General features: G+C 62.2%; 19 protein-coding genes. 14 read left to right on the top strand and 5 right to left on the bottom strand.

What is annotated here, in order from left to right:
- The first annotated feature begins 514 nt into the window (after positions 1–514).
- The 10 genes from NFH97_RS18120 to NFH97_RS18075 are packed head-to-tail and all read left to right on the top strand — an operon-like array spanning position 515 to position 11,707.
- Positions 515–3,028, top strand: coding sequence for a hypothetical protein (locus NFH97_RS18120; RefSeq protein WP_349625285.1), 2,514 nt, complete (start codon positions 515–517; stop codon positions 3,026–3,028).
- Between the two features lie 3 nt (positions 3,029–3,031).
- Complete coding sequence (locus NFH97_RS18115; protein ID WP_349625284.1) at positions 3,032–3,388, top strand: phage tail protein; 357 nt, start codon at positions 3,032–3,034, stop codon at positions 3,386–3,388.
- Entirely contained in the window at positions 3,385–4,095 is a 711-nt protein-coding gene (locus NFH97_RS18110; protein ID WP_349625283.1) for a phage minor tail protein L, read from the top strand. Before NFH97_RS18115 ends, NFH97_RS18110 begins: the two co-directional genes overlap by 4 nt.
- Positions 4,095–4,814, top strand: a complete 720-nt coding sequence (locus NFH97_RS18105) for an NlpC/P60 family protein (RefSeq protein ID WP_349625281.1) — start codon at positions 4,095–4,097, stop codon at positions 4,812–4,814. The genes NFH97_RS18110 and NFH97_RS18105 overlap by 1 nt, the downstream gene beginning before the upstream one ends.
- A complete protein-coding gene (locus NFH97_RS18100) occupies positions 4,814–5,386 on the top strand; it encodes a tail assembly protein (protein WP_349625280.1) in 573 nt (190 codons plus the stop codon). The genes NFH97_RS18105 and NFH97_RS18100 overlap by 1 nt, the downstream gene beginning before the upstream one ends.
- Positions 5,383–8,685, top strand: coding sequence for a TipJ family phage tail tip protein (locus tag NFH97_RS18095; RefSeq protein ID WP_349625279.1), 3,303 nt, complete (start codon positions 5,383–5,385; stop codon positions 8,683–8,685). The genes NFH97_RS18100 and NFH97_RS18095 overlap by 4 nt, the downstream gene beginning before the upstream one ends.
- Positions 8,682–9,068, top strand: a complete 387-nt coding sequence (locus tag NFH97_RS18090) for a hypothetical protein (protein ID WP_349625278.1) — start codon at positions 8,682–8,684, stop codon at positions 9,066–9,068. The genes NFH97_RS18095 and NFH97_RS18090 overlap by 4 nt, the downstream gene beginning before the upstream one ends.
- Complete coding sequence (locus NFH97_RS18085) at positions 9,061–9,420, top strand: hypothetical protein (RefSeq protein WP_349625277.1); 360 nt, start codon at positions 9,061–9,063, stop codon at positions 9,418–9,420. The genes NFH97_RS18090 and NFH97_RS18085 overlap by 8 nt, the downstream gene beginning before the upstream one ends.
- 39 nt (positions 9,421–9,459) lie before the next feature.
- Positions 9,460–11,184: a prophage tail fiber N-terminal domain-containing protein gene (locus NFH97_RS18080; protein ID WP_349625276.1), complete on the top strand. Its 1,725-nt coding sequence runs from the start codon at positions 9,460–9,462 to the stop codon at positions 11,182–11,184.
- 10 nt (positions 11,185–11,194) lie between these two features.
- Entirely contained in the window at positions 11,195–11,707 is a 513-nt protein-coding gene (locus tag NFH97_RS18075; RefSeq protein WP_349625275.1) for an HI_1402-related protein, read from the top strand.
- Between the two features lie 40 nt (positions 11,708–11,747).
- Here NFH97_RS18075 and NFH97_RS18070 read toward each other — a convergent pair whose 3' ends face one another.
- From NFH97_RS18070 to NFH97_RS18060, 3 genes are read right to left on the bottom strand one after another with little or no spacing between them, the layout of a single operon-like run.
- Complete coding sequence (locus NFH97_RS18070; protein WP_349625274.1) at positions 11,748–12,248, bottom strand: hypothetical protein; 501 nt, start codon at positions 12,246–12,248, stop codon at positions 11,748–11,750.
- 22 nt (positions 12,249–12,270) lie between these two features.
- Positions 12,271–12,564, bottom strand: coding sequence for a hypothetical protein (locus tag NFH97_RS18065; protein WP_349625273.1), 294 nt, complete (start codon positions 12,562–12,564; stop codon positions 12,271–12,273).
- Positions 12,564–12,833: a hypothetical protein gene (locus NFH97_RS18060; RefSeq protein ID WP_349625272.1), complete on the bottom strand. Its 270-nt coding sequence runs from the start codon at positions 12,831–12,833 to the stop codon at positions 12,564–12,566. Before NFH97_RS18060 ends, NFH97_RS18065 begins: the two co-directional genes overlap by 1 nt.
- Positions 12,834–14,219: 1,386 nt before the next feature.
- Here NFH97_RS18060 and NFH97_RS18055 point away from each other — a divergent pair.
- From NFH97_RS18055 to nadB, 3 genes are all read left to right on the top strand, one after another.
- Complete coding sequence (locus NFH97_RS18055) at positions 14,220–14,438, top strand: hypothetical protein (RefSeq protein ID WP_045994191.1); 219 nt, start codon at positions 14,220–14,222, stop codon at positions 14,436–14,438.
- Positions 14,439–14,794: 356 nt separating this feature from the next.
- Positions 14,795–15,940: an FUSC family protein gene (locus tag NFH97_RS18050; RefSeq protein WP_045994192.1), complete on the top strand. Its 1,146-nt coding sequence runs from the start codon at positions 14,795–14,797 to the stop codon at positions 15,938–15,940.
- Positions 15,921–17,492 carry an L-aspartate oxidase gene (nadB, locus tag NFH97_RS18045; protein WP_213227046.1) on the top strand — a complete coding sequence of 524 codons (1,572 nt, stop codon included), beginning with the start codon at positions 15,921–15,923 and terminating at the stop codon, positions 17,490–17,492. Before NFH97_RS18050 ends, nadB begins: the two co-directional genes overlap by 20 nt.
- 25 nt (positions 17,493–17,517) lie before the next feature.
- On the opposite strand, the gene NFH97_RS18040 is transcribed toward nadB, so the two are convergent.
- Positions 17,518–18,210, bottom strand: a complete 693-nt coding sequence (locus NFH97_RS18040) for an energy-coupling factor ABC transporter permease (RefSeq protein ID WP_045994194.1) — start codon at positions 18,208–18,210, stop codon at positions 17,518–17,520.
- 173 nt (positions 18,211–18,383) lie between these two features.
- Positions 18,384–19,238, bottom strand: coding sequence for a formyltetrahydrofolate deformylase (gene purU, locus NFH97_RS18035; protein ID WP_045994195.1), 855 nt, complete (start codon positions 19,236–19,238; stop codon positions 18,384–18,386).
- A gap of 289 nt (positions 19,239–19,527) precedes the next feature.
- Between purU and NFH97_RS18030 the strand changes: the two genes are divergently transcribed.
- Positions 19,528–21,114: a ribonuclease J gene (locus NFH97_RS18030; protein ID WP_045994216.1), complete on the top strand. Its 1,587-nt coding sequence runs from the start codon at positions 19,528–19,530 to the stop codon at positions 21,112–21,114.
- The last annotated feature ends 50 nt before the right edge of the window (positions 21,115–21,164 follow it).

The raw sequence follows: 21,164 nt of genomic DNA, 5'->3' as shown, positions 1-21,164 counted from the left end.
AACATGAAGGGATGGCTGTCACTCGCGGCCGCTGCGCTTCTGACGGGATGCGCAACCTCACCGATTCCAGCAGAGCAAGCCGACCAAGTTCCGGATAGTAGGCTCTTCGGCCTCCAGTCAGTACCGGCTTCCCCATACGCGACGGTTCAAGTGACGAGAGACTCGGGAATCAACTTTTCGATGTGTAACGTCAGCTTGCACGTCGATGGTAAGAAAGTCGCCGAGTTCGAACCCGAAGAGACGGCTTCCTTCTACGTTGCCCCTGGTGATAGCGTTCTGGGCATTACAACCGGAGGAGGTATCTGTGCCAGCCTTGTTCAAGAGCTTGGGGCGGATTTGGAATCGGGCGAGACCAAACGATATCGGATTTCGATGGACGCCAGCGGTTCCCTCGATTTATCGCGCACTGCGTTTTAGGCCTTTCTCGGACATGCCACTAAAGCGCAATCGAATAAATCAAGACCACGACACGAAGCCCGCCATAGTGCGGGTTTTTTAATGCCCGGAGATTGTGATGCCTTATTCCAGCCGCCTTGAGTTGGTGATCGACAGCCGTAGCGGTGAGCGGTCGTTAAAGCGCGTGGAACGTGGGCTGGTCGATGTCGATCGGGCTGGTGACAGGGCATCCGGTTCGCTAAATGATGTCACTGAATCAGCTGCTCGCGTAAAAGCAGCGGCTCTCGCTGCGAGTGGAGCTCTCGCGAGCATTGCTGCTGGCGGTGCTGCCTTTGGAGCGGTCGCAAGGCAGGCGTCTGATTCCGCTCGGCAAATCCAAAATCTTGCACGCATCTCAGACACCAGCTCGGAGCAGTTTCAGCGCCTAGCCTATGGCGCAGAAGCCTATGGCGTGGAGCAGGAGAAGCTCGCAGATATTCTCCGTGACACGCAGGACCGCATCGGGGATTTCCTCCAGACTGGTGCTGGCGAATTCGCGGACTTCTTTGAAGGCATTGCGCCAAAGATCGGCCTGACTGTGGACGAGCTGGCCCGCATGTCCGGCCCGCAGGCCCTGCAAGCGATTTACAATGGCCTTGAGAAGGCGAATCTCTCAGCGTCAGAGACAACCTTCTATCTGGAGGCGCTGGCCAGCGACACCACAGAGCTCATCCCACTTCTTCGCAATGGTGGCGAAGGCTTCAAGGCTATGGCCGATGAAGCCGATCGACTAAATGCCGTCCTTTCTGAAAGCGACCTACAAGCCTTGGCCGACCTGAGAGGGGAGTTTCAACAGCTTGAGCGCATTATCTCAACATCGATATCTCGCCAGATCGCTGGCTATGGAGACGAGCTGAGTGACGTCCTTGGAACTGTCGGTGAAGGCGTAGCAACACTGGTCAGCAACCTGGACGTCATGGCCGATACTGCGGGAGGCGTGGCCATAGTTATCGGAGGGCGCCTGATCGGGGCCCTATCTGCATCAGCAGCTGCCTCGGCCACCCAGGCGGCTGCAGCTCTCTCCAGCGCCAAGGCTGATGCTCTGGCGGCGCAGTCTGTGACCCGTCGCACGGCTGCTGAGCTGGCAGCAGCAAAAGTCATGCTGAGTTCCAACCGTATCGAAGAGCAAGCTACTCGAGGCACAGCAGCTCACAGATTCGCTCTTGACGCTCTTTCTGCGTCAAGAGTTCGAGCTGCAGAGGCAGCAGGAGCTCACACGGCTGCGACAAACGCAGCGGCAGCGGCAATGGGGCGAGCCAGCATTGCGGCTCGTGGTCTGTCCGGCGCTGTAGCCCTCCTTGGCGGGCCCGTAGGTGCAGCCGTTGTGGCGGCTGGAAGCATCTACTACTTCCGAGAAGAACTGGGCCTAGTGCAGCCTAGAATTGAGTCAGTCACCTCCACTGTTGATGCGCTGACAGACTCAATCAACATGAACAGCGAAGCAGCGCTCAAGAACGGCATATCCAAGCTCTCGGCTGATATCGCGGACCTACAGCGAGCTGCGCAGACAGCGCGAGCGGAACGAGACGCCATCCAGATGCAAGGCCCTGGGCCGGGCTATGTCGGCATCGGCCCAGGCGCTGGCCCGGGGCGGAATCAAGCAGTGGAAGCCGTGCGGCAAATCGAAACAGAGATTGCCAGCTACGACGAGGCTGTTGTCCAGCTTGAGAATCGCCTGGAATCGCTGGGCGAAAGCAGCATAAAGCCCACCAACAGCTTAAGAGCCCTGGCTGAGAGCACAGATGAAGCAGACAAAGCCACAAAAGAGCTCGCCGAGTCCCAGCAGCGCCTGATCGATCGCTTATTCCCCCTTGAAGCTGCCCACCGGCAGTTTCGGGAGGAAATGGATCTTCTCGACCTCAAAGCTGCCGCTGACAACACATTTCGCCTTGCTGAGGCCCAGGAGCGACTGCGCACACAGTATTCGGTAGAGCTGACCGGCGGCTTCATGGAACAGATCGCCACCGGCGGGCTGGCGGAGAAGGTCAAGGAGACTGACGACCTCACTCGGGATCTCGGCCTGACCTTCTCCAGCGCGTTTGAGGACGCCATCGTGGGCGGAGAAGGTTTCCGGGACGTCCTGGCTGGCATTGCCGAGGACATTGCTCGCCTTGCGGTTCGCAAGAGCATCACCGAGCCGGCGGTGGACTGGCTTGGAACTGCCGTTTCTGCAGGCATGGCGGCCTACGGCGGCGGCTCAGCCGGTACGTACAGCGGTGGCACTGTTGGCGGCTTGTACGCTGACGGCGGCTACACCGGGCCGGGCGGCAAGAATGACCCGGCGGGCATCGTGCATGCCGGTGAGTACGTGGTGAAAAAGTCGGTGGTCGATCAGCCAGGTGTCCTACCTATGCTCGAGCGCCTCAACAACATGCCCGGCTACGCCAATGGCGGCCTGGTGGGCGGTAGTGCATCGTCCTCGATGGCCCCGCAGATCACCTACGCCCCGCAGATCACAGTTGAAGCCCAGCCAGGCGCCACACAGCAAGATGCAGAACGCCAGGCTGATGCCTTCAAGCGCGCCAACAAGGCCCAGTTCGCTCAGTTCATCATCGAGCAGCAGCGCCCCGGCGGGCTGCTCGCCAAGAGGTAATCCATGGAGATCGACTTCCTCCCCGATATTGGCCGGGAGCCTGACTATGGGCTGATCGGCGGCGGCTCGTTTGCTGTGGATGCGGTGAGCTTTGGTGACGGGTATGAGCAGCGTCGCCCCGCCGGTATCAACTCGTCCAGGCGAGAGTGGACCGTGACGTGGAGCCTCATCACCCAAGAGCAGATGGAGCGCTTGCGGGACTTCCTGGTGGAGCGCCGGGGTGCTTACGCCTTCCTGTGGCAGGTCTCCGGAGAGCCCGAGGCATGGCGCGTGGCCTGCAAAGAGCACCCAAAGGTCACCGAGGACACCTTTAAGCGGCACACCCTGACAGCCACTTTCATCGAGGACTTCGGGCTATGAGCCAGGTCATCGCTTCCGACACCCAGCGCCTGGAGCAGGACGCGATCGTTACCATGTTCGAGCTTGATGCTCGCAACTATGGCGACGGAATTCTGCGCTTCGCGCCCTACCCGGTCGACGGCGGTCCAGTTCGGTTCAATGGCTACGAGTACCAGCCGGTGCCGATCAAGGCCGATGGCTTCGAGTGGAACGGCCAGGGCACCCTGCCCCGGCCGACGCTCACGGTCACCGCCATGGAGCTCGCGTTTCTGTCGCTGGTGATCAGCGCCGACGACCTGGTCGGCGCCCCGGTCAAGCGACTGCGCACCTACCGCCGGCACCTGGATGACGGCACAGCGCCCGACCCCGAGGCCTTGTTCCCGATCGACTACTACGTGATCGAACGCAAGGCCTCGCAGAACCGCCGGCAGATCCAGTTTGAGCTGTCGGTACAGATGGATCAGGAGGGCCGGATGATTCCCCACCGGCAGATCCTGCGGGACTCGTGCACGCATCGTTACCGCTGGTGGGATGGCACCCAGTACCGCTACGAGGGCGTGACCTGCCCCTACTCTGGCTCCGGCGAGTGGGAGGCTGATGGGTCAGATGCCCTGCCCGGCATGGGACGCGATGTGTGCGGCAAGCGGTTGAGCGACTGCCGGTTGAGGTTCGGGCAAGCGGGCGTTCTCCCGACGCGAGCCTTCCCCGGCGTCGGGAGGGTTCGCTGATGTTCGAGCAGCACACCGACCAGATCCGGGCCGAGGCCCTGGCCGCCTATCCCGATGAGGCTGTGTGGTTGATCACCGATCACGGCTGCCGGAAGGTAGCCAATGTGGCAGACGCCCCCCGGTCCACCTTCGCCATCGCCAAGCGCGACATGGCAGCGGCCACCGCCCAGGGCCTGCGGGCCATTGTTCACTCACACCCGGACTATCCGGACTGCCCCAGCGAGGCCGACATGCGCGGCCAGCTTGCATCTGGCGTTCCGTGGGGGATCGTGGCCACCGATGGCAACACCACGACACCCATTCGCTGGTGGGGCGGCGGCGACCGGCCTGACCTGGTCGGCCGGGGCTTCGTCCACGGCGTGACCGACTGCTACGCCCTGATCCGCGACTACTACGCGATAGAACTGGGCGTCGACCTCCCTGAGTTTCCTCGCTCATGGGAATGGTGGCTCAAGGGGCAAGACCTCTACCGCCAGGGCTTTGAACAGGCGGGATTCCGCGTCATTGAGGCGGACGAGGCCATGCCCGGCGATATGTGGTTCGCCCAGCTTCGCAGCGACGTACCCAACCATGGCGGCGTCTTGGTGGAGAACGGGTTATGCCTCCACCACCCGTCTGGCCGGCAGCCTGTCGATCCCTCCCGCCTCTCGCGCCGAGACCCTGCTACCCGCTGGCTCCCCTACATCACCCACTGGCTCCGACACACGTCGAGGGACTGATGAAAACGCTCTATCTGCATGGCTTTCTTGGGGCTCGCTTCGGCGAGTCCTTTTCGTTGGACGTCCGTGATCCTGCCGAGGCCATCCGTGCGCTGCTGATCCAGATTCCCGGCTTCGAGGCTGTCATCCGTGATGGCGACTGGCATGTCGTGCGCGGCCCCCTCGATGACGGCGTGTCGCTCGACGAAGAAGGGCTGATGGTTGGCATGGATGATGCCACCGAGATTCACCTACTCCCGGCAGTCGCCGGGGCTGGGGGCGATGGCGTGTGGCAGACCATTGCGGGCGCCGTCCTGATGGTTGCCAGCTTCTGGGCCGGGCCTTTCCAGACAGCGGTCTTCAATGCGGGGTTGGCCCTAGCACTCGGCGGCGTCTCACAGATGCTGTCGCCCACCCCGCAGACAGGCGACTACGGCGAGCGAGAGCGCCCCGACGAGCGCCCTTCTTTCCTGTTCGATGGACCCACCAACACCAGCACCCAGGGCCTTCCGGTGCCGGTGATCTACGGCCGCGTGAAGGTCGGCAGCGTAGTGGCATCTGCCGGCATGACTGCTGAGGAGCTGGACGAATGACCGATCTGGTTGTCTATGGCGCGAAGGGCGGCAAGGGCGGCGGCGATGAAGCCCGCACGCCCCGCGAGGCGCCCAACACCCTTCGCTCCACCTCCAAGGCCAGGATCATCGACGTGCTGGGCGAGGGGCCGATTGTCGGCCTGACCAATGGCCTCAAGAGCATCTATCTGGATGAGACGCCGCTGCAGGACGAGGGCGGTGACTTCAACTTCCAAGGCGTGACCGTTCACACCCGCACTGGTGAGCCTGATCAGTCGCACATCGCCGGCTTCCCTGCGGTGGAGACTGCCAACGATGTATCGACCGAGGTGACCAACGCCACACCAGTCGTTCGCACCGTCACCAACCCGGAGGCCGATGCCGCTCGCGTTACCGTCCAGATGCAGGCGCTCAGCTATCAGAACGTCGAGAATGGCGATCTGCTGCCCACCGAGGTGGCGGTGGCCGTCGATGTTCGCCCCAATGGAGGCAGCTGGTCCGAGAAGCGCTACGACATCATCAAGGGCAAGACCACCAGCCCCTACCAGCGGTCCTATCGTGTGCCGCTCACCGGCGATGGCCCCTGGGACATCCGCGTGCGCCGAGTGACGCCCGACAACGGCAGCGCCACCCTGCGCAACGCGACGTACTGGGCCACTTACACCGAGATCATCGACGCCAAGCTGCAGTATCCCGATACCGCACTGGTCGGGCTCGAGGTCGATGCCCAGGACTTTGGCAGCCAGACCCCCTCGCGGAGCTACGACGTCAAGGGCTTGATCGTCCGGGTGCCGACCAACTACAACCCCGAGACTCGCGAATACACCGGCCTGTGGAATGGCTCGTTCAAGCTGGCTTGGACCGACAACCCCGCATGGTGTTTTCTCGATCTGGCTACCAGTGAGCGCTACGGCGCCGGGCTGGAGAACGTCGACAAGTGGGGTCTCTACCAGATCGCCCAATACTGCGATGAGCTGATCCCTGATGGCTTCGGCGGCCAAGAGCCTCGCTTTACCTTCAACACCGTGCTGTCGAGTCGAGAGGAAGCCATCAAGGCGCTCGATACGCTGGCGACTGCGTTCCGCGGCATGACCTACTGGGGCGCCAATACCGTCATGGCGACAGCTGACATGCCGGCCGACCCGGTCAAGTTGGTGTCACCGGCCAATGTCGTCGACGGTGAATTCGAGTACAGCGGTACCGCGCTCAAGGCCAGGCACTCGGTCGCTCTGGTGAGCTGGAACGACCCTGGCGACAACTACCGCCTCCAGGTCGAGGTCGTTGAGGATGCCGATGCCGTCCAGCAATTCGGCTGGAAGCAGATCGACGTCACCGCCGTAGGCTGCACCAGTCGCGGCCAGGCACACCGCCTTGGCAAGTGGATGCTCTACAGCGAGCGCGCTGAAACCGAGACGATCACCTACCAGGCAAGCGTCGACCATGCCGACCTGCGTCCGGGCGACATCATCGCAGTGAATGACCCGACCACGGCCGGCGCCCGGCTTTCTGGCCGGATCGTTCGCCCGGGGCTCTCTGCCCTGGTGCTTGACCAGGTGCCCGAGCAGGTCAGCGGCAGCGACTGGTATCTGGACGTGCTGCTGCCCACCGGGGGGATTGAGCGCCGGCAGGTCGACCGGTTCGCCGGTGATCATGTCGAGCTGGTCAGCCCGCTCTCAGCTGAGCCGATCCGTGGCGCCATTTGGATGCTGTCGAGCCAGGACGTAGAGCCGCGCAAGTTCCGGGTGCTGTCCGTTGCTGAGCAGGAGACAGCGATATACCAGATCACCGCCGTTGAGCATGACCCGACGAAGTACGATCGCGTCGAGCAGGGCCTCAACCTGCCGGACGAGGATTACACGCTGATCCCGACCGGCCCGGTGGCGGCGCCCTACTCCATTACCGTCGAGGCGTCCAAGTACCTGGCCGGCGGCACCGAGCACCAGAAGATCACCGTCAGTTGGACGCCCAGCGATGACGCTCGAGTCGTCCGTTACATTGCCGAGGTGCAGGGGCCGAATGACGTGTCATGGGGTGAGGCCTTCACAGGCCCGGGCACGTCGTTCGACATCCTCGATGCAGAGCCGGGTGAATGGCAGATCCGTGTCCGTGGCATCACCGGTACCGGCTCCGCGTCGCCCTGGGCGTACCGGACCACCAACGTGGCCGGCCTGCTGCTGCCGACGCCGCCGGATAGCGTGGACATCCGAGCGGGAACCTTCGAGATCACGCTGATCCCGAATGGCCTCTACCCTGGGCAGATGTGGGAATTCTGGCGCTCCAACGTCGCACTCGACACAGGACTGATCGAGTCGAATGCAGTGCGCGTCGGCGTGGCGCCTACCCTGACCGACACCGACCTCGAACCCGACACCACCTATTACTACTACGTGCGCGGCACCAACGCCTACGGCGTCTCGAGTTGGTACCCGGTGCAGGCCACCACCGAGAACGACCCCGACAAGATCATGTCGGTGATCAGCGGCCAGATCAAACAGACGGATCTGTTCACGGACCTGAGCCAGAACATCGACGGGCTCAACTCCAGCTATGTGCTGAACGTGACCGGCGGCGGTCGAGTGGCGGGCTTTGGCACGGCCTACGACGAAGATCAGGACATCTTCGACTTCGGTGTGCTGGCGGACCGGTTCTACATCGCCCAGCCAGGTGACGGCGCCGCCGAGGCGATCCCGTTCATCTTCACCGATGGCGCGCTGTACCTGAAAGAAGCGCTGATCCAATACCTGACGTTCACCAAGCTCAAGGCGTCCGATGGCTCTTTCATCGTCGAGAACGGCAAGGTCAAGGCCAGCTACATCCAGGCCGATGAGCTCCATGTGGATTACGGCAAGCTGTTCAACATCGACGTGCAGAACGCCCACATCCGCAATGGCGCCATCACCAACGCCAAGATCGGCAATGCAGCGATCACGCGAGCCAAGATCGGAGACGCACAGGTCGACACGCTGCAGATTGCCGGGCAGGCGGTGACCATCCCAGTCGGCACGTCACGAACCTCTGGAAGAAGCAGCAACGGGAGCTGGGTCAGCTGGCTATCGGTGTACCTCAATGCTGAAGGCGGCCGAGTTTTCGCCAACTTCGCAGCAACGAATGCAACAGGCGGCGGCGGCCGGCCCTACTTCCGGTGGAAGGTCGATGGCAGTGTCTGGTTCGAAATTCCCACGGGCACCGGCGAGCTCAACCACGCCTGCACCCTCGATGTCGGCAACCGCCATGGCGTCACTATTGCCATTGAGTGTCGCGGTGCCGGCACCGTCAATTCCACACAATCCACCCTGACAGCAGAGGGCAAAAAGCGATGATCGTCGCAATCTACTGCGAACTGACCGGTGCCATCCTGCGCGTCACAGACTGCCCCGAAGACCATGTCGAGATGCAGTGTGGTGAGCACGAAGGCTATGTCGAGGTCGAGGCAGGCTTCGACGACGCTGCCCACTACGTGGACCTGGCAGACGGCCAGATCAAGCCAAAGCAGCACCGGGATGCTCGGGTTGCCGTCGAGGGCTTAACGGCCACCATCACTGGGCTGGAGCCTGGCACCCTGCTGGCGATGAACGGCCACCAGATGGTCACCACCAGCGACAGCGCCCAGCTCGATGTCGATGTGCCGGGCACCTACCAGATCAAGCTGGTCGGTCCCGCCTGGCGCCTCGATGAAACCCTGGAGGTGACGATCGATGGATAGGTTGAGCGTTCGCCGGTTCTCCTCGCGGGCTGAGGCTGAGAGGCACTATCTGGCATTGGTGGACAATGAGGCCGAGGCGGCCCGCTACGTCTCACCCGCCCAAGAGGCCGTCTACCAGCTCAAGCTGGCCGAGGCGGCCCAAGGCTCGGGGCCAATGGTCGACGCCGAGGCCAACGCCACGAACGCTGACGTGACCACCGTATGTCAGCGCATCAAGCGCGCTCGCACCCGATGGGAAAAGCGCGCCGGCACCATTGAGGAGGCGCGTATCACCGCCAAAGCCGATATTCGACGATCAAGCACACCCGCCGACATGCATCGGGCCCTGACCCGCTTTCGAAACGCACTCTAACAGCCCGCCAAGCGCGGGCTTTTTTGTGGGAGACACACCATGGCAGTGACGCTTACCGGCGTACTGAAAGACCCCTATGGGCATCCGCTGCCCGGGGCGACCATTCGCTTTGACGCCGTCAGGACATCCGCCACCGTCCTGAACCACATTCGTGCCGAGGCGATCACCGACGCCCAGGGCGACTACTCCATCTCCGTCGAGGTGGGTCGTTACGACGTGCGCGTGATGCAGGGCCGGTCATTCCTCGAGCTCGCCAAGAATCTGGAGGTGCGTGCTGACTCCACCGCCACCGATCTGAACGAGCTGGTGGTCGAGTGGCAAGGCGAACAGGACCTGACGCCTGGCATCGTGATCGAGTTCCGGGCATTGGTGGACGAAGCCCGCGGGTACCGGGATGAGGCGGGAGCCTCTGCCGGTGAGGCGGCCGCAAGCGAATCCAGCGCTGCCGACAGTGCTACGGCGGCCAGCGAATCAGCCTCAAATGCGGCCACGAGTGAGCAGAATGCCGCCAGCTCGGCCAGCGCTGCCAGCGCATCGGCATCCAGCGCCTCCGACAGTGCCGGCGCCGCGTCGACCAGCGAGGCGAATGCCGCCAGTTCAGCCAGTGCAGCAGCAGCGAGCGAGGGCAGTGCGGCCACCTCTGCCTCGAACGCGGCGGACTCTGCGAGCGCCGCTGCGGCCAGCGAGTCAAACGCTGCGGGGTCAGAAAGCGCCGCAGATGACTCCGCCCTAGAGGCCCAACACTGGGCCCAATACCCGAACGACACACCGGTGCCAGAGGGTGACGGCTCCCAGTTTTCCGCCGCTCATTGGGCGGAAGTTTCCCGGCAGCGTGCTGTTAACGCCATGGTCGCCCAAGGCGCCTGGGATGCGAGCACCGGCTCCCTGCCGCCCGAGCCGACCGGGGCCAGCTACTGGCTGGTCACTGGCGCGGCGAATGGCGAGACCATCGGCGGTGTCGAGTACCGCAACAAGGACATGCTGCTCTGGACGCCCAACGAGAGCGGTGGCGGTGGCACCTGGTCGAAGATCGACAACACCGACAGCGTAGCCAGCGTTGCCGGCAAAACTGGCGCAGTCACCCTCGTACCGGGCGACGTTGGCGCAGACCCCGCTGGAACAGCTTCATCTGCCGTCGCCGCGCACGAGGCAAAAAGCTCTGCTCATACTCCCGCACAGGTCGGCGCCGACCCTGCGGGGTCAGCCGCCAGTGCCGAGCAAGCCGCCAAAGACCACGCTGACACCAAGGCTAGCGAGGCTCAGGCCTACGCCGTACAGCGCGCCAACCACACCGGCACTCAGCCGCTGAGCACTATCTCGGATGCCGGGACGGCGGCAGCGGTAAATGTGGGTACAGGTGCGGATGACGTTCCCAAGACGTCGCAGGCTGATGCACGGTATGCCCGCATGGCGGGATCTAACGATTTCGACACGATGCCTAGTGTTGCCGGTAAGTCTTTAGTCGAGGCCTTCAAAACACTCGCCGGCCCGACGCGGGCATGGGGCGATGTGACCGCTAGCCGGACATCCGGCGTTACGTACACCAATACATCGGGGGCACCTCTAGTGGTCTCTGTGGACGTGCGGGCCTCTGGCCCTGTTGACGTAGGTTTTCTTGTTGACGACATACCCGTGTGCCCCCCTCGTATAGACATCGGCAGCGGGAATCACCGAGTGCCGGTGGTCACGGTTGTTCCTGAGGGGAGTACGTACAGGCTAAATCTATATGCAGGCAGTATTTTTGCTTGGTACGAGCTGCGATAGGGAGTCAATAATGAAAAGCTATATATCACCAAACTTAGAAATTTACTCCTACGAAGATAACGTCGAAGTTGACACCGAGGAAGAACTGCTGAAGAAAGTCGAGCTGCCCTTGGCCCCGATAGAGGCCTGGATTATCGACTATGAGGCAGGTGAAGTACGCGTGGATGAACAGAAGGCCCTCAGTCAAGCCAGAAATTCTGCCATGCGCCGCATCAACGCGGCCTACGAGGCCGAGCTGGCCAGCATCCGCAGCGAGTACCCCGAGTCGGAACAGATGACCTGGGACAAGCAGGAGCGCGAGGCGCGGGCATTCCTGGCTGACTCTGGCACTGCCACGCCCTTACTGGATGCCATGGCCACTGGTCGCGGCATGGATAAGACCGAGCTAGCGACGCGGATCATCGCCAAGGCCGATGCCTGGATGCAGGCAAGCGGCCTGGCTACAGGGAAGCGCCAGGCTCTTGAGGACCAGGTGAAAGCCGCCGAGACGGTGGAAGCGGTTGAGTCGATAGGCTGGGAGTGAGGCAAAGGGGCCAGGGAAGGCATGCCGCTAAGATAAAGTATCACCTATAAATTATAGCACCTGTAAAAAACCTATTTATTCTATTTTTTAAAATCTTCAAATGGACTACAATTCTACTGTGCAAAGGAATTGTGGAATCTATCATTATAAATATTTTTTCACGACTTGATGTTACAGCAAATGCACCTCGCACGACGTAATCGGGTTCGCCATTAAATCCTGCCTCAAAAAAATCCGAGGGCTGTTCCATCACCGTTGAGCCACTAGATACTATTGTATCGCCTGTCATATCATCTAGCTCATCTATGACAACCATTGAGTGCAGATAACCATCTACATCAATGAAACCGTAATCAACAACAACTGTTTTGTGTCCTCTCCTGTTTATTATATGAAGAAATTTCTCTGGTCTAACCTCAAATCTTCTAGTCCATAAAGATACTCGTATATTATCTTTATGCATAGAGATTGATTGATAATAATTCATTAAACTAACAATAGCCGCAATGGTCGCTGCTATCCCAGCAAAATAATTTTCCATCTATCTGCCCCCCCCCTTCACTTTACATCTTCCACCTCACCTGCCCTACCTCGGCACCCTGATCCTTCGCCAGCCGCCATACGCCATCGCTGATGCCGTGCTTGCGGGAAAGCAGATACTGCGGCGTGCCTGGCTCCCACCAGTCGTCCTTGACCTCATTGCCAAGGATGCAGCGCCCGCTGATCAGCCAACCCTGCCACACGAGGTGGTACTCGACCAGCCTGTCGATCGGCGGCGATGACCGGCTCAGGCCGAGCCAGCCCTTCCGCTCGAGGCGTTTGCGCCACTGGGTAATTTCGTACTGGCTATGGGGCATCAAGATCGACTGGGAATGCCTGGATATCTCTGCTTCGGCTTGCTCTCGATCACATGAAAAGCCTTCTCACTACCTGCATTCTCGGCGGGGCTCTCATCGAAAACTACCACCGGCCTATTCAGCAGCTTTCTGTCGAGCTCAGGGATCAGTCCTGGCTGTACCTCTTGATCCACAACGAGCGGGCTGGTCAACTGTACCTTGATCGCGTCACGCCCCCGGTGCTTCTCGCCGTCGTCCCAGCCCCAATAGATGATGTCGTATACAGCCATGCCCTGAGCTCCATCGCCATTTGGTGAAGTACATAGGGTAGTCCATGGCGTGCTCCCATTTCCTCTGGAACGGCCTCCCACCCAAGCCTAGCCGACGGCACCGTGTATGGCCTGGTGTATGGTAGAGCACATTTCTTCCTGCCATCCCAGTAACCACGGGCATGTATCAGTCCTGCAGAGGGGACCATCAATCAGGCTGCAGTGTATTTCGGAGAGCCTCGTGGCCACATGAACGGCATTTTATGATGTAGCACCTCCCATGCGGGGCACCCGGCCGGATCTCGAACTGGCTCCACGGTGAGCGATCGGTGACGTTGAACTCGGCAGAGTGGCATTTCAGGCAGTACATTTCCCAGCCGCCTTCCACGGTCGCAAAATTGATCATCGGCATGTCCAACATGACTATCCTACGTCTAGCCTCCTAGTGCTTAGCGTAGAACATGATGTCAGCTTCTGTGCCGAAGCGGTACTAGCCGAGTAAGTCTGTGCAGGCTCAGCCGTCTGCCTGCTGACTACCAAAGACACCAGGCTCACGAGCACCGGGGCTCATTGAGATGGCGTCACAGCATGATGTCGTAGCTGACTGCCCACCTCAGCCATACCAGTCAGGCTGCATAGAGGCGCGCAGGTTCTTGTGGCCACAGGCCCTGCACGTAATGATGAAGCATCTTCCCCAAGGGCCGTCTGGCACCACTTCGAAGTGCTTCCAGCCTTGCCGCCCTGTCTCCTGAAATTCGACGGCTTGGCAAACCAAGCACCGCATTTCCAGCCCGCTCTCCACCACTTGATAACTGATCATCTGCGTGACCATCCCTGTCCCCTATAAACGAAGCGATAGGTTTCAGCGTAGAACAGAGCTGCACAGGAAGCGGTCTACGCAACACGACCTGCCATAGGTGTCCCATGGCGCGTTGTGCTGGTAGGTGGTCGCAATTTGGTCGCACGCATATTGCCTGTCAGGCAGTTGTGTCCAACATTGCGTAATTTTAAGTGACTGATTTTCATGAAAACCGCATTGCAAGCGCGGCCGCCAAATAGATCAGATCGAACTTAAAATCCCTCGGTGGCAACACCGTGCCGGTTCGAGCCCGGCTCCGGGCACCAACCCTATCGATGTCTTACGTGACCCACTCCCTCGACGACCTGCCTTGTGGTGGTGTTCTGGTCGCGTTCTGGTCGCCCTCTTGTCGCTTTCGCATCGCCTTCTCATCGTTCCCCACATCCTTGCTCATCGCTTGCGCCGAAATATCAATAATGGCGAATAAAGAAATACCTCCTATAGTGAATTGTGCCGGTTCAGTTCACGGACGGCAGAGCGCCATATCGCCTCGATGGAGTGAGCGCGGGCCTTCACAGGGTTCAGGGACGACTTCCAGGAGATGCCACATGAAACGCACGCTAGTCGGATCGACCATGATCGCCGCATTTGTGATGGCGGGCAGCACCTTCGCCATGGATTCGGAAGCCCTGCAGGAGCACATGCAGGAAATCGAGGAAAAAGCTCAGCAGAACAGCGAAGAGGACCGGGTGGAAGCCCTCGAGCAACAGGTCGAGGACCTCAAGGAGCTCATTCACAAGATGATGGAAGAGGACGCTGCCGCCTGAGCCTTTGGCGCTGAGTCCTGCCAAGTCATGACGTGCGGCCATAACGTGCGACCATGACCCACCACGATGACTCACCATGATGAAAGGGGCCCCAGGGACGGGGCCCCTTTCCGTTGTCAGCCACCTGGACACCGCCCCTCGAGACATCATTTGGCTCGGGACGGCACGCGAGCCTGCGTGGTAAACTTCACCCCCATTTTCATCAGCACTGCACGGTCTTCAGCATCTTGAGCGACAATGCTTCTCTACCCCGAGATCCCCTGCCCGACGATCTCGGACAGCGTATGACGGCGCCTCCCACCGCCCACCCTCAACCGGCTCGAGAGCCGGCCCCAGGCCGACAGAGAGGCTGAACCATGCTGCTCGGACGCCTGCGCGACCCTTTCATCAATCACCGCCATCGCCGCCTCTTCCACGTACTCCGGGTCAGTCTGGCACTGATCGTGACCTTTGCCATCGTCCAGACGTTCCCCTTCCAGCACAGTGGCTGGGCGCTGGTGAGCACGGTCATGGTGATGGGCAACCTTCCCCATATCGGGGGCGTACTGGACAAGGGGCGCCAGCGCCTGGCCGGCACCCTGATCGGCGCAGCCCTCGGCCTGGCGCTGATCATCCTCCCGCTGCCAGGCTGGGGCGTACAACTCGGCGCGCTGATCGGCATCGCCATCGCCACCTGGGTGGTCTTCGGCGGTCGCCAGGCCTACAGCGGACTGATGTTCGCCATCAGCCTGCTGCTGGTGATCGGCGACGGCTCGCAACAGCTCAGCGTGGCACTCTGGCGAAGCGCCGACGTACTGCTCGGCACCCTGGTCGGCATCGGCGCCACCCTGGTCTTCCTGCCACACAAGGCCACCGACATGCTGCGCTTCCTGCTGGCCGACTGTCTGGATCGCATGGCGCGGTTGTATCACACCCACACCAGTGCCACATCGGCACCGGGCATCGATACCCAGGCACTGTTCAAGGCCGCCAGCCAATTGCTGGTCAAGCAGCGCGGACTGACCGACGCGGTCCACCGCGAAGGACGCCTGACCCGCGGCGAGGTCGACGAGCTGATCTCCTACCAGCGACGCATGCTGTCCACCCTGGAGCTATTGCTCGAGACCCACTGGACCACGCGCGCCGGTCACGAACAGATCGATGCCATGGCAGGGCTGCGCGATCAGCAGCACGCCCTGGCGCGGGATCTCGGCACCCTCGCCTTCGAGGTGCGCACCGGACGCCCGGTCACGCTCGAGGTCACGCCCTTCGCGCTGGACGATTTCGCCGACCTCGCCTCCACGGCACGCGCCGAGGATGGCAGAATGCTGTTCAGCCCCAGCGGCTATCTCTGGCTGAACCGGGAGCTGGCCCGCCTGACCGAAGCGACCGCCCGCCGCCTGGGCGGACTCGAGCGGCTACCCAGCAGGCGCCTGCGCCGCCGCGCCCCCCGACACGGGCTCCACCGAGCCCCCTCTTTCGACCGCAAGGAAGGAACCACGCATGGCAAACGCCCCTCTTGACGTCCTCATCATCGGTGGCGGCGTCGCCGGTCTGGCGATGGCCCTGGAGATCGCCGATCGCCGGCCGGTCACCCTGCTGCGCCCCGGTGTCGAGGCGCAAGGTGCCAGTCGCTGGGCCCAGGGTGGTATTGCCGCGGTGCTGTCGCCTCAGGACGACATCGAGGCCCACATCCAGGATACCCTGATTGCCGGGGACGGGCTGTGCGATGAAGCGGCGGTGCGCTTCACCGTGGAAAACGGCCCCGACGCCATCGCCTGGCTGTTGAGTCTTGGCGTGCCCTTCACACCGGATCCCGAGGCGGCCAGTGGCTACCCCTACCACCTCACGCGGGAGGGCGGCCACAACGCTCGCCGAATCATCCACGCCGACGACGCCACCGGCCGGGCCGTGACCGACACCCTGCTGGCCCGAGTGCGCGCCCATCCGCAGATCGCGCTGCGCGACGACCTGATCGCGGTCGAACTGCTCACCGATGACCTGGGTGCCTGCTGCGGTGCTCGTTGCCTGGACGCCCACCAGCGTCCTCACGACCTTGTCGCCCAGGACACCGTCCTGGCTACCGGCGGCGCCAGCGGGCTCTACCTGCATACCACCAGCCCCGCCCCGGCCAGTGGCGAGGGCATGGTCATGGCCTGGGAGATCGGCGCCGAACTGATGAACCTGGAGTTCCAGCAGTTCCACCCCACCTGCCTGTTCGATCCACAGGGACCGCCCTTTCTGGTCAGCGAGGCGGTAAGAGGCGAAGGCGGCCTGCTGCTGAACGTGCGTGGCGAGCGGTTCATGCCCGCCATCGATGAGCGCGCCGAACTGGCCCCGCGAGACGTGGTCGCCCGCGCCATCGACGCCGAGATGCAGCGCACCTCGAGCGACCATGTGCTGCTGGACATCCGCCACCTCGGCGACGCCGCCATACGTCACCACTTCCCCACCATCCACGCCCACTGCCTCGCGCGCGGCCTGGATATCACCACCCAGGCCATCCCGGTGGTGCCGGCGGCCCACTATAGCTGCGGCGGCGTCGCCACCGACCATCGGGGAGCCACGCGCGTGGTGGGGCTCTACGCCATCGGCGAAGTCGCCTGCACCGGACTGCACGGAGCCAATCGCATGGCCAGCAACTCCTTGCTCGAGTGCCTGGTCTACGCCAGATCCGCCGCTCGCCACCTGAGTGAGCCGGCGCCGGGACGCACCTTGACACCACGGCCGAGCGCAACAACCGGAGATCGACAGGTTTCCAGCGAGAGACTCGCCTCGTTGCGCCAGCGCGTCCGCCAGATCATGAGCGCGAGGGTCGCCATCGTGCGCCAGGACGAAGGGCTGGCCGAGGCACGCACGACCCTCGAGCAACTGGAATCGGAGTTTCATGACCTGACTCGGAGCGGCGCCGCGAGTGTCGAGCTGCACGCCTGTCGCCAGGCGCTCACTCTGGCCAGTCTGACGGTCGCCAGCGCCTGCACAAGGCGAGAATCCCGGGGGCTGCACTACAATCCGGACTGCGCCCGCCACGCGGACCCGACACCGCAACCGTCACGCCAGATCAAACCCGCCTGAGGCAAGGTCGCCGGCCCTGCTCAGCTCACGGGCCCCGGCCGCCGCGACCATCGTCGTCCAGGTAACGGCTGTCGTTGAAGGTGGCGACCCAGTGTGGGTGGTAGAACATCAGAATGCTCAGCAGCATGCCGCTGATAAAGGCCTCCGACGGCATCAGCAGCGGCAGGAAACGCGCGTACTCACTGGCCTGGAATAACGCTGACGGGTCACTGGCGCCGAGCCGCGTCAACCCCAGCACCGCGAGCCCCGAAGCCAGTGCCGACAACGCCGCGCACCAGAACCCGCCGATAAACAGGAAAACCATGGGATGAGATGGCAGCCGTCGATCGACCAGGCGCCAGATCAGCACCGTCACCAGCATCGGCACCAGGCCGGTGACCACCAGATTGACGCCCAGCAGTGGCCAGGCGACGCGCCCGGTCAGCACCAGTGACAGATTGACCAGCAGACAGCTCAAGAGCGCCAGGGGGCCTCGAAAGACCAGCGTCATCAGAGTGGTGAACAGCAGATGCAGACTGAGCCAATCGACCGCCTGGGCCCTTAGTTGCCACAGCATCGCCACCATCAGCGTTGCCGCCAGCCAGCGATGCTGCAGGCCAGTATCTTGAAAGAGGGCGCGCCAGGGACGCTGGAAAAGGGCAAGCACCAGGGCCGACAGCGCCACCCCCGCGCAAACCCAGATCAGCCAGGGGGCAAGGATCACCTGAGCAAAGGACATGACCCCTCCTCTTCCTGCTGCCTACCTGTACGGGCGATTCCGGCTCGGTTGGCATGCCTGGGTGAGTGACCGGACCAGGCTTTCGACACCCCCTCGATCACCCATTCCCGCGCTCACCCACTCCCGCCCAGGCGCCGGGCGTCGAAAGAACGGCCGGCGCCCTTGATGCCGACTCAGGCAAAGACGACGGTCTTGTTGTCGTGGATCAGCACCCGATCTTCGAGGTGCCAACGCAGCCCCCGTGCCAGCACGGTCTTTTCTACATCGCGCCCGAAACGCACCAGATCATCCGGCGTATGACAGTGACTGACCCTGTGAATATCCTGCTCGATGATCGGCCCGGCGTCGAGTTCCTCGGTGACGTAGTGGCAGGTCGCACCAATCAGCTTGACGCCGCGCTGGTAAGCCTGGTGATAAGGCTTGGCCCCGGCAAAGGATGGCAGGAAGCTATGGTGAATGTTGATGACTCGCCCACTGTAGCGCTCGCACAGATCAGGTGGAAGAATCTGCATATAGCGCGCCAGCACGATACTGTCGGCCTCGGACGCCTCGACCAGACGCTCGACCTCGGCGAAGGCGGCACTCTTGTCGTCTGCCGAAACCGGCACATGATGGTAGGGAATACCGTGCCACTCGACCATCTTGCGCATGTCGTCATGGTTCGAAATCACCGCCGCGATCTCGCAATCGAGCTCTCCAGCGGTCCATCGATACAACAGATCCACCAGGCAATGAGATTCCCTGGAAACCATCAGCACGACGCGCCGCTTCTGACGAGTGTCGCGCAGCGCCCAGTCCATCTCGAATTCACGCGCTACCGGCGCAAAGGCCTCGCACAGGGCTTCCTTCGACATGCCGATGGAGTCGGCCAGGATTTCGTAGCGCATGAAGAAGCGACCAGAGGCCAGGTCCGAGTGCTGATTGGCCTCGGTGATGGAACCACCGTGGCCAGCAATGAAGTTCGACACCCTGGCGACAATACCCAGTCGATCGGGACACGACACGACCAGACGATAGAAATGGGACATAACACCTGTATCCTTGGACCAACTCTCGGTGACCAACCTTGCACCACCATGGGGAGGGGCGATGAGCACGCCCATTCGGGGCATGCATTGTAGCGAAAAGTGAGATGGCGAACGACCGCTGCACGGGTCCTTTGACCTCTCGCGTTGAGTCGTGCGCGGTCGATCCCGTATAGTGAAATGAACACCGTCCACGATGCCGAGCATGATGCCGATTCCGCGAGCCCAGATTCGACCACGACGCCGCCCACCGGTGCATTTTCTGCCCCTGGGAGGCTGTGGCGAGATCGGCATGAATCTAAGCCTGTACGGCTATCAGGACGCCTGGATTGCCGTCGACTGTGGCATGCTTATTCGCCAGGACCTTCCAGGTGAGCCGCTCCAGGTGCCAGACACCTCGATACTGGATACCCGCGGCATCCGTCCGCAGGCGCTGCTCATTACCCATGGCCACGAAGATCATATCGGTGCCGCCGCCTGGCTATGGCCACGCTGGGCCTGCCCTATTCTGGCGACCCCTCTGGTCGCCGCCATGTTGCGCGTCAAGTTCAGCGAACGGGGACTTCCCACCGACGCGATAGACGTCATCGAACCCGGGGACGCCAGGGACATCGCAGGGTTTTCCCTTCGTTTCCTGCCGCTGACCCATTCCATCCCGGAAAGCTGCGCTCTGCTCATTCAGGCAGGCAACTCGCGCATCCTGCATACCGGCGACTGGAAACTGGACCCAGAGCCGCTGATCGGCCAACCGGTGAACGAAGATCTGTTTCGCGCTCTCGCGCCGGTCGATCTGGTGGTGGGTGATTCCACCAATGCCAACGTGGCCGGCCATTCACGAAGTGAAGGCGAGGTCGCAAGGGCCATGGTGTCTACCATCTCCCGCTGCCAGGGCCGCGTTGTCGTTTCCTGCTTCGCCAGCAATCTGGCACGGGTCCTGGCCATCGGCCGCGCCGCTGCTCGTTGCGGACGCCGGGTCAGCCTGCTCGGGCGCTCCATGGAGCGCATGGTGGGCCATGCCAGGCAACTGGGCTATCTCGACGACTTTCCTGCGCTGGTGCCCGTCAGCGACCTGGGCTATCTACCACCCGAGGAAGTGCTGGTCATTGCCACGGGGAGCCAGGGCGAACCCCGCGCCGCGCTGTCGCGCCTTGCCCAGGGAAGGCATCCTCACTTCGAGCTGACCACTGGCGACACCGTCATCTTCTCGGCCAAGGCCATTCCCGGCAACGAGCACCTTATCGAGCGGCTCAAGCGCGGCCTGGCGCGCTTTCAGGTCACCATCATCGATGATGCCAGCCACCCCGAACTGCATGCCTCCGGGCACCCCGCACAGCAGGAACTGGAACGCTTCTATCGCTGGCTCCAGCCGACCAGACTGCTGCCGGTCCATGGCGAGGAAAACCATCAGTCAGCTCATCAGGAACTGGCCTGTCGCCTGGGCATCGAGGCTCCGCTGGCACCTCGCAACGGCGATCTGATCCGGTTCGACCAGGGCGGCCTGACCCGCGAGGAAAGCTTCCCTCTGTCTCAGTGCATCATCGAACGCGGGGGCATCGACCGGCGTCAATCTCCGGCACATGCGCGCAATCGCCACGGCGTACTCTTCCTCGCCATCAGCCTGGTAGCGACCGACACCGGCTGGGCCAGAATTGGCCGGCTGATGATCGACTCAAGCCAGACCAGCCCCCTGGACGAGGACAATTTCATCGACTGGCTCGACGAACAACTCGACGACCTGGCCGTCGATACCCTGTCGGCGCTCCGTCGTGGCCTCTACCCTCGTATTCAGGCCTGGCTGGGCGAACACTTACAGCGTCTGCCACAGGTCGAACTCCAGTTGATGGCGAGCGATATCGAAGGCATCGCCGGCGACGTCTGAGCCTCCCCCCTATAAACAAAACAACCGGCCCTGGACGTTTCCAGGGCCGG

Source organism: Halomonas sp. SCS19, assembly GCF_040147015.1.
Classification (GTDB): Bacteria; Pseudomonadota; Gammaproteobacteria; order Pseudomonadales; family Halomonadaceae; genus Halomonas; species Halomonas litopenaei.
The sequence above is the reverse complement of the archived record's forward strand: the minus strand, read 5'-3'. Positions and strand labels throughout refer to the sequence as shown.

What these genes read in the sequence shown, in the direction of transcription:
- NFH97_RS18070 (WP_349625274.1), bottom strand. Translation starts at nt 12,248, where the DNA reads ATGGAAAATTATTTTGCTGGGATAGCAGCGACCATTGCGGCTATTGTT.
- purU (WP_045994195.1), bottom strand. Translation starts at nt 19,238, where the DNA reads ATGTCCCATTTCTATCGTCTGGTCGTGTCGTGTCCCGATCGACTGGGT.
- NFH97_RS18040 (WP_045994194.1), bottom strand. Translation starts at nt 18,210, where the DNA reads ATGTCCTTTGCTCAGGTGATCCTTGCCCCCTGGCTGATCTGGGTTTGC.
- NFH97_RS18090 (WP_349625278.1), top strand. Translation starts at nt 8,682, where the DNA reads ATGATCGTCGCAATCTACTGCGAACTGACCGGTGCCATCCTGCGCGTC.
- NFH97_RS18110 (WP_349625283.1), top strand. Translation starts at nt 3,385, where the DNA reads ATGAGCCAGGTCATCGCTTCCGACACCCAGCGCCTGGAGCAGGACGCG.
- NFH97_RS18115 (WP_349625284.1), top strand. Translation starts at nt 3,032, where the DNA reads ATGGAGATCGACTTCCTCCCCGATATTGGCCGGGAGCCTGACTATGGG.
- NFH97_RS18055 (WP_045994191.1), top strand. Translation starts at nt 14,220, where the DNA reads ATGAAACGCACGCTAGTCGGATCGACCATGATCGCCGCATTTGTGATG.
- NFH97_RS18050 (WP_045994192.1), top strand. Translation starts at nt 14,795, where the DNA reads ATGCTGCTCGGACGCCTGCGCGACCCTTTCATCAATCACCGCCATCGC.
- NFH97_RS18060 (WP_349625272.1), bottom strand. Translation starts at nt 12,833, where the DNA reads ATGGCTGTATACGACATCATCTATTGGGGCTGGGACGACGGCGAGAAG.
- NFH97_RS18030 (WP_045994216.1), top strand. Translation starts at nt 19,528, where the DNA reads ATGAATCTAAGCCTGTACGGCTATCAGGACGCCTGGATTGCCGTCGAC.
- NFH97_RS18065 (WP_349625273.1), bottom strand. Translation starts at nt 12,564, where the DNA reads ATGCCCCATAGCCAGTACGAAATTACCCAGTGGCGCAAACGCCTCGAG.
- NFH97_RS18095 (WP_349625279.1), top strand. Translation starts at nt 5,383, where the DNA reads ATGACCGATCTGGTTGTCTATGGCGCGAAGGGCGGCAAGGGCGGCGGC.
- NFH97_RS18085 (WP_349625277.1), top strand. Translation starts at nt 9,061, where the DNA reads ATGGATAGGTTGAGCGTTCGCCGGTTCTCCTCGCGGGCTGAGGCTGAG.
- NFH97_RS18120 (WP_349625285.1), top strand. Translation starts at nt 515, where the DNA reads ATGCCTTATTCCAGCCGCCTTGAGTTGGTGATCGACAGCCGTAGCGGT.
- NFH97_RS18080 (WP_349625276.1), top strand. Translation starts at nt 9,460, where the DNA reads ATGGCAGTGACGCTTACCGGCGTACTGAAAGACCCCTATGGGCATCCG.
- NFH97_RS18105 (WP_349625281.1), top strand. Translation starts at nt 4,095, where the DNA reads ATGTTCGAGCAGCACACCGACCAGATCCGGGCCGAGGCCCTGGCCGCC.
- nadB (WP_213227046.1), top strand. Translation starts at nt 15,921, where the DNA reads ATGGCAAACGCCCCTCTTGACGTCCTCATCATCGGTGGCGGCGTCGCC.
- NFH97_RS18100 (WP_349625280.1), top strand. Translation starts at nt 4,814, where the DNA reads ATGAAAACGCTCTATCTGCATGGCTTTCTTGGGGCTCGCTTCGGCGAG.
- NFH97_RS18075 (WP_349625275.1), top strand. Translation starts at nt 11,195, where the DNA reads ATGAAAAGCTATATATCACCAAACTTAGAAATTTACTCCTACGAAGAT.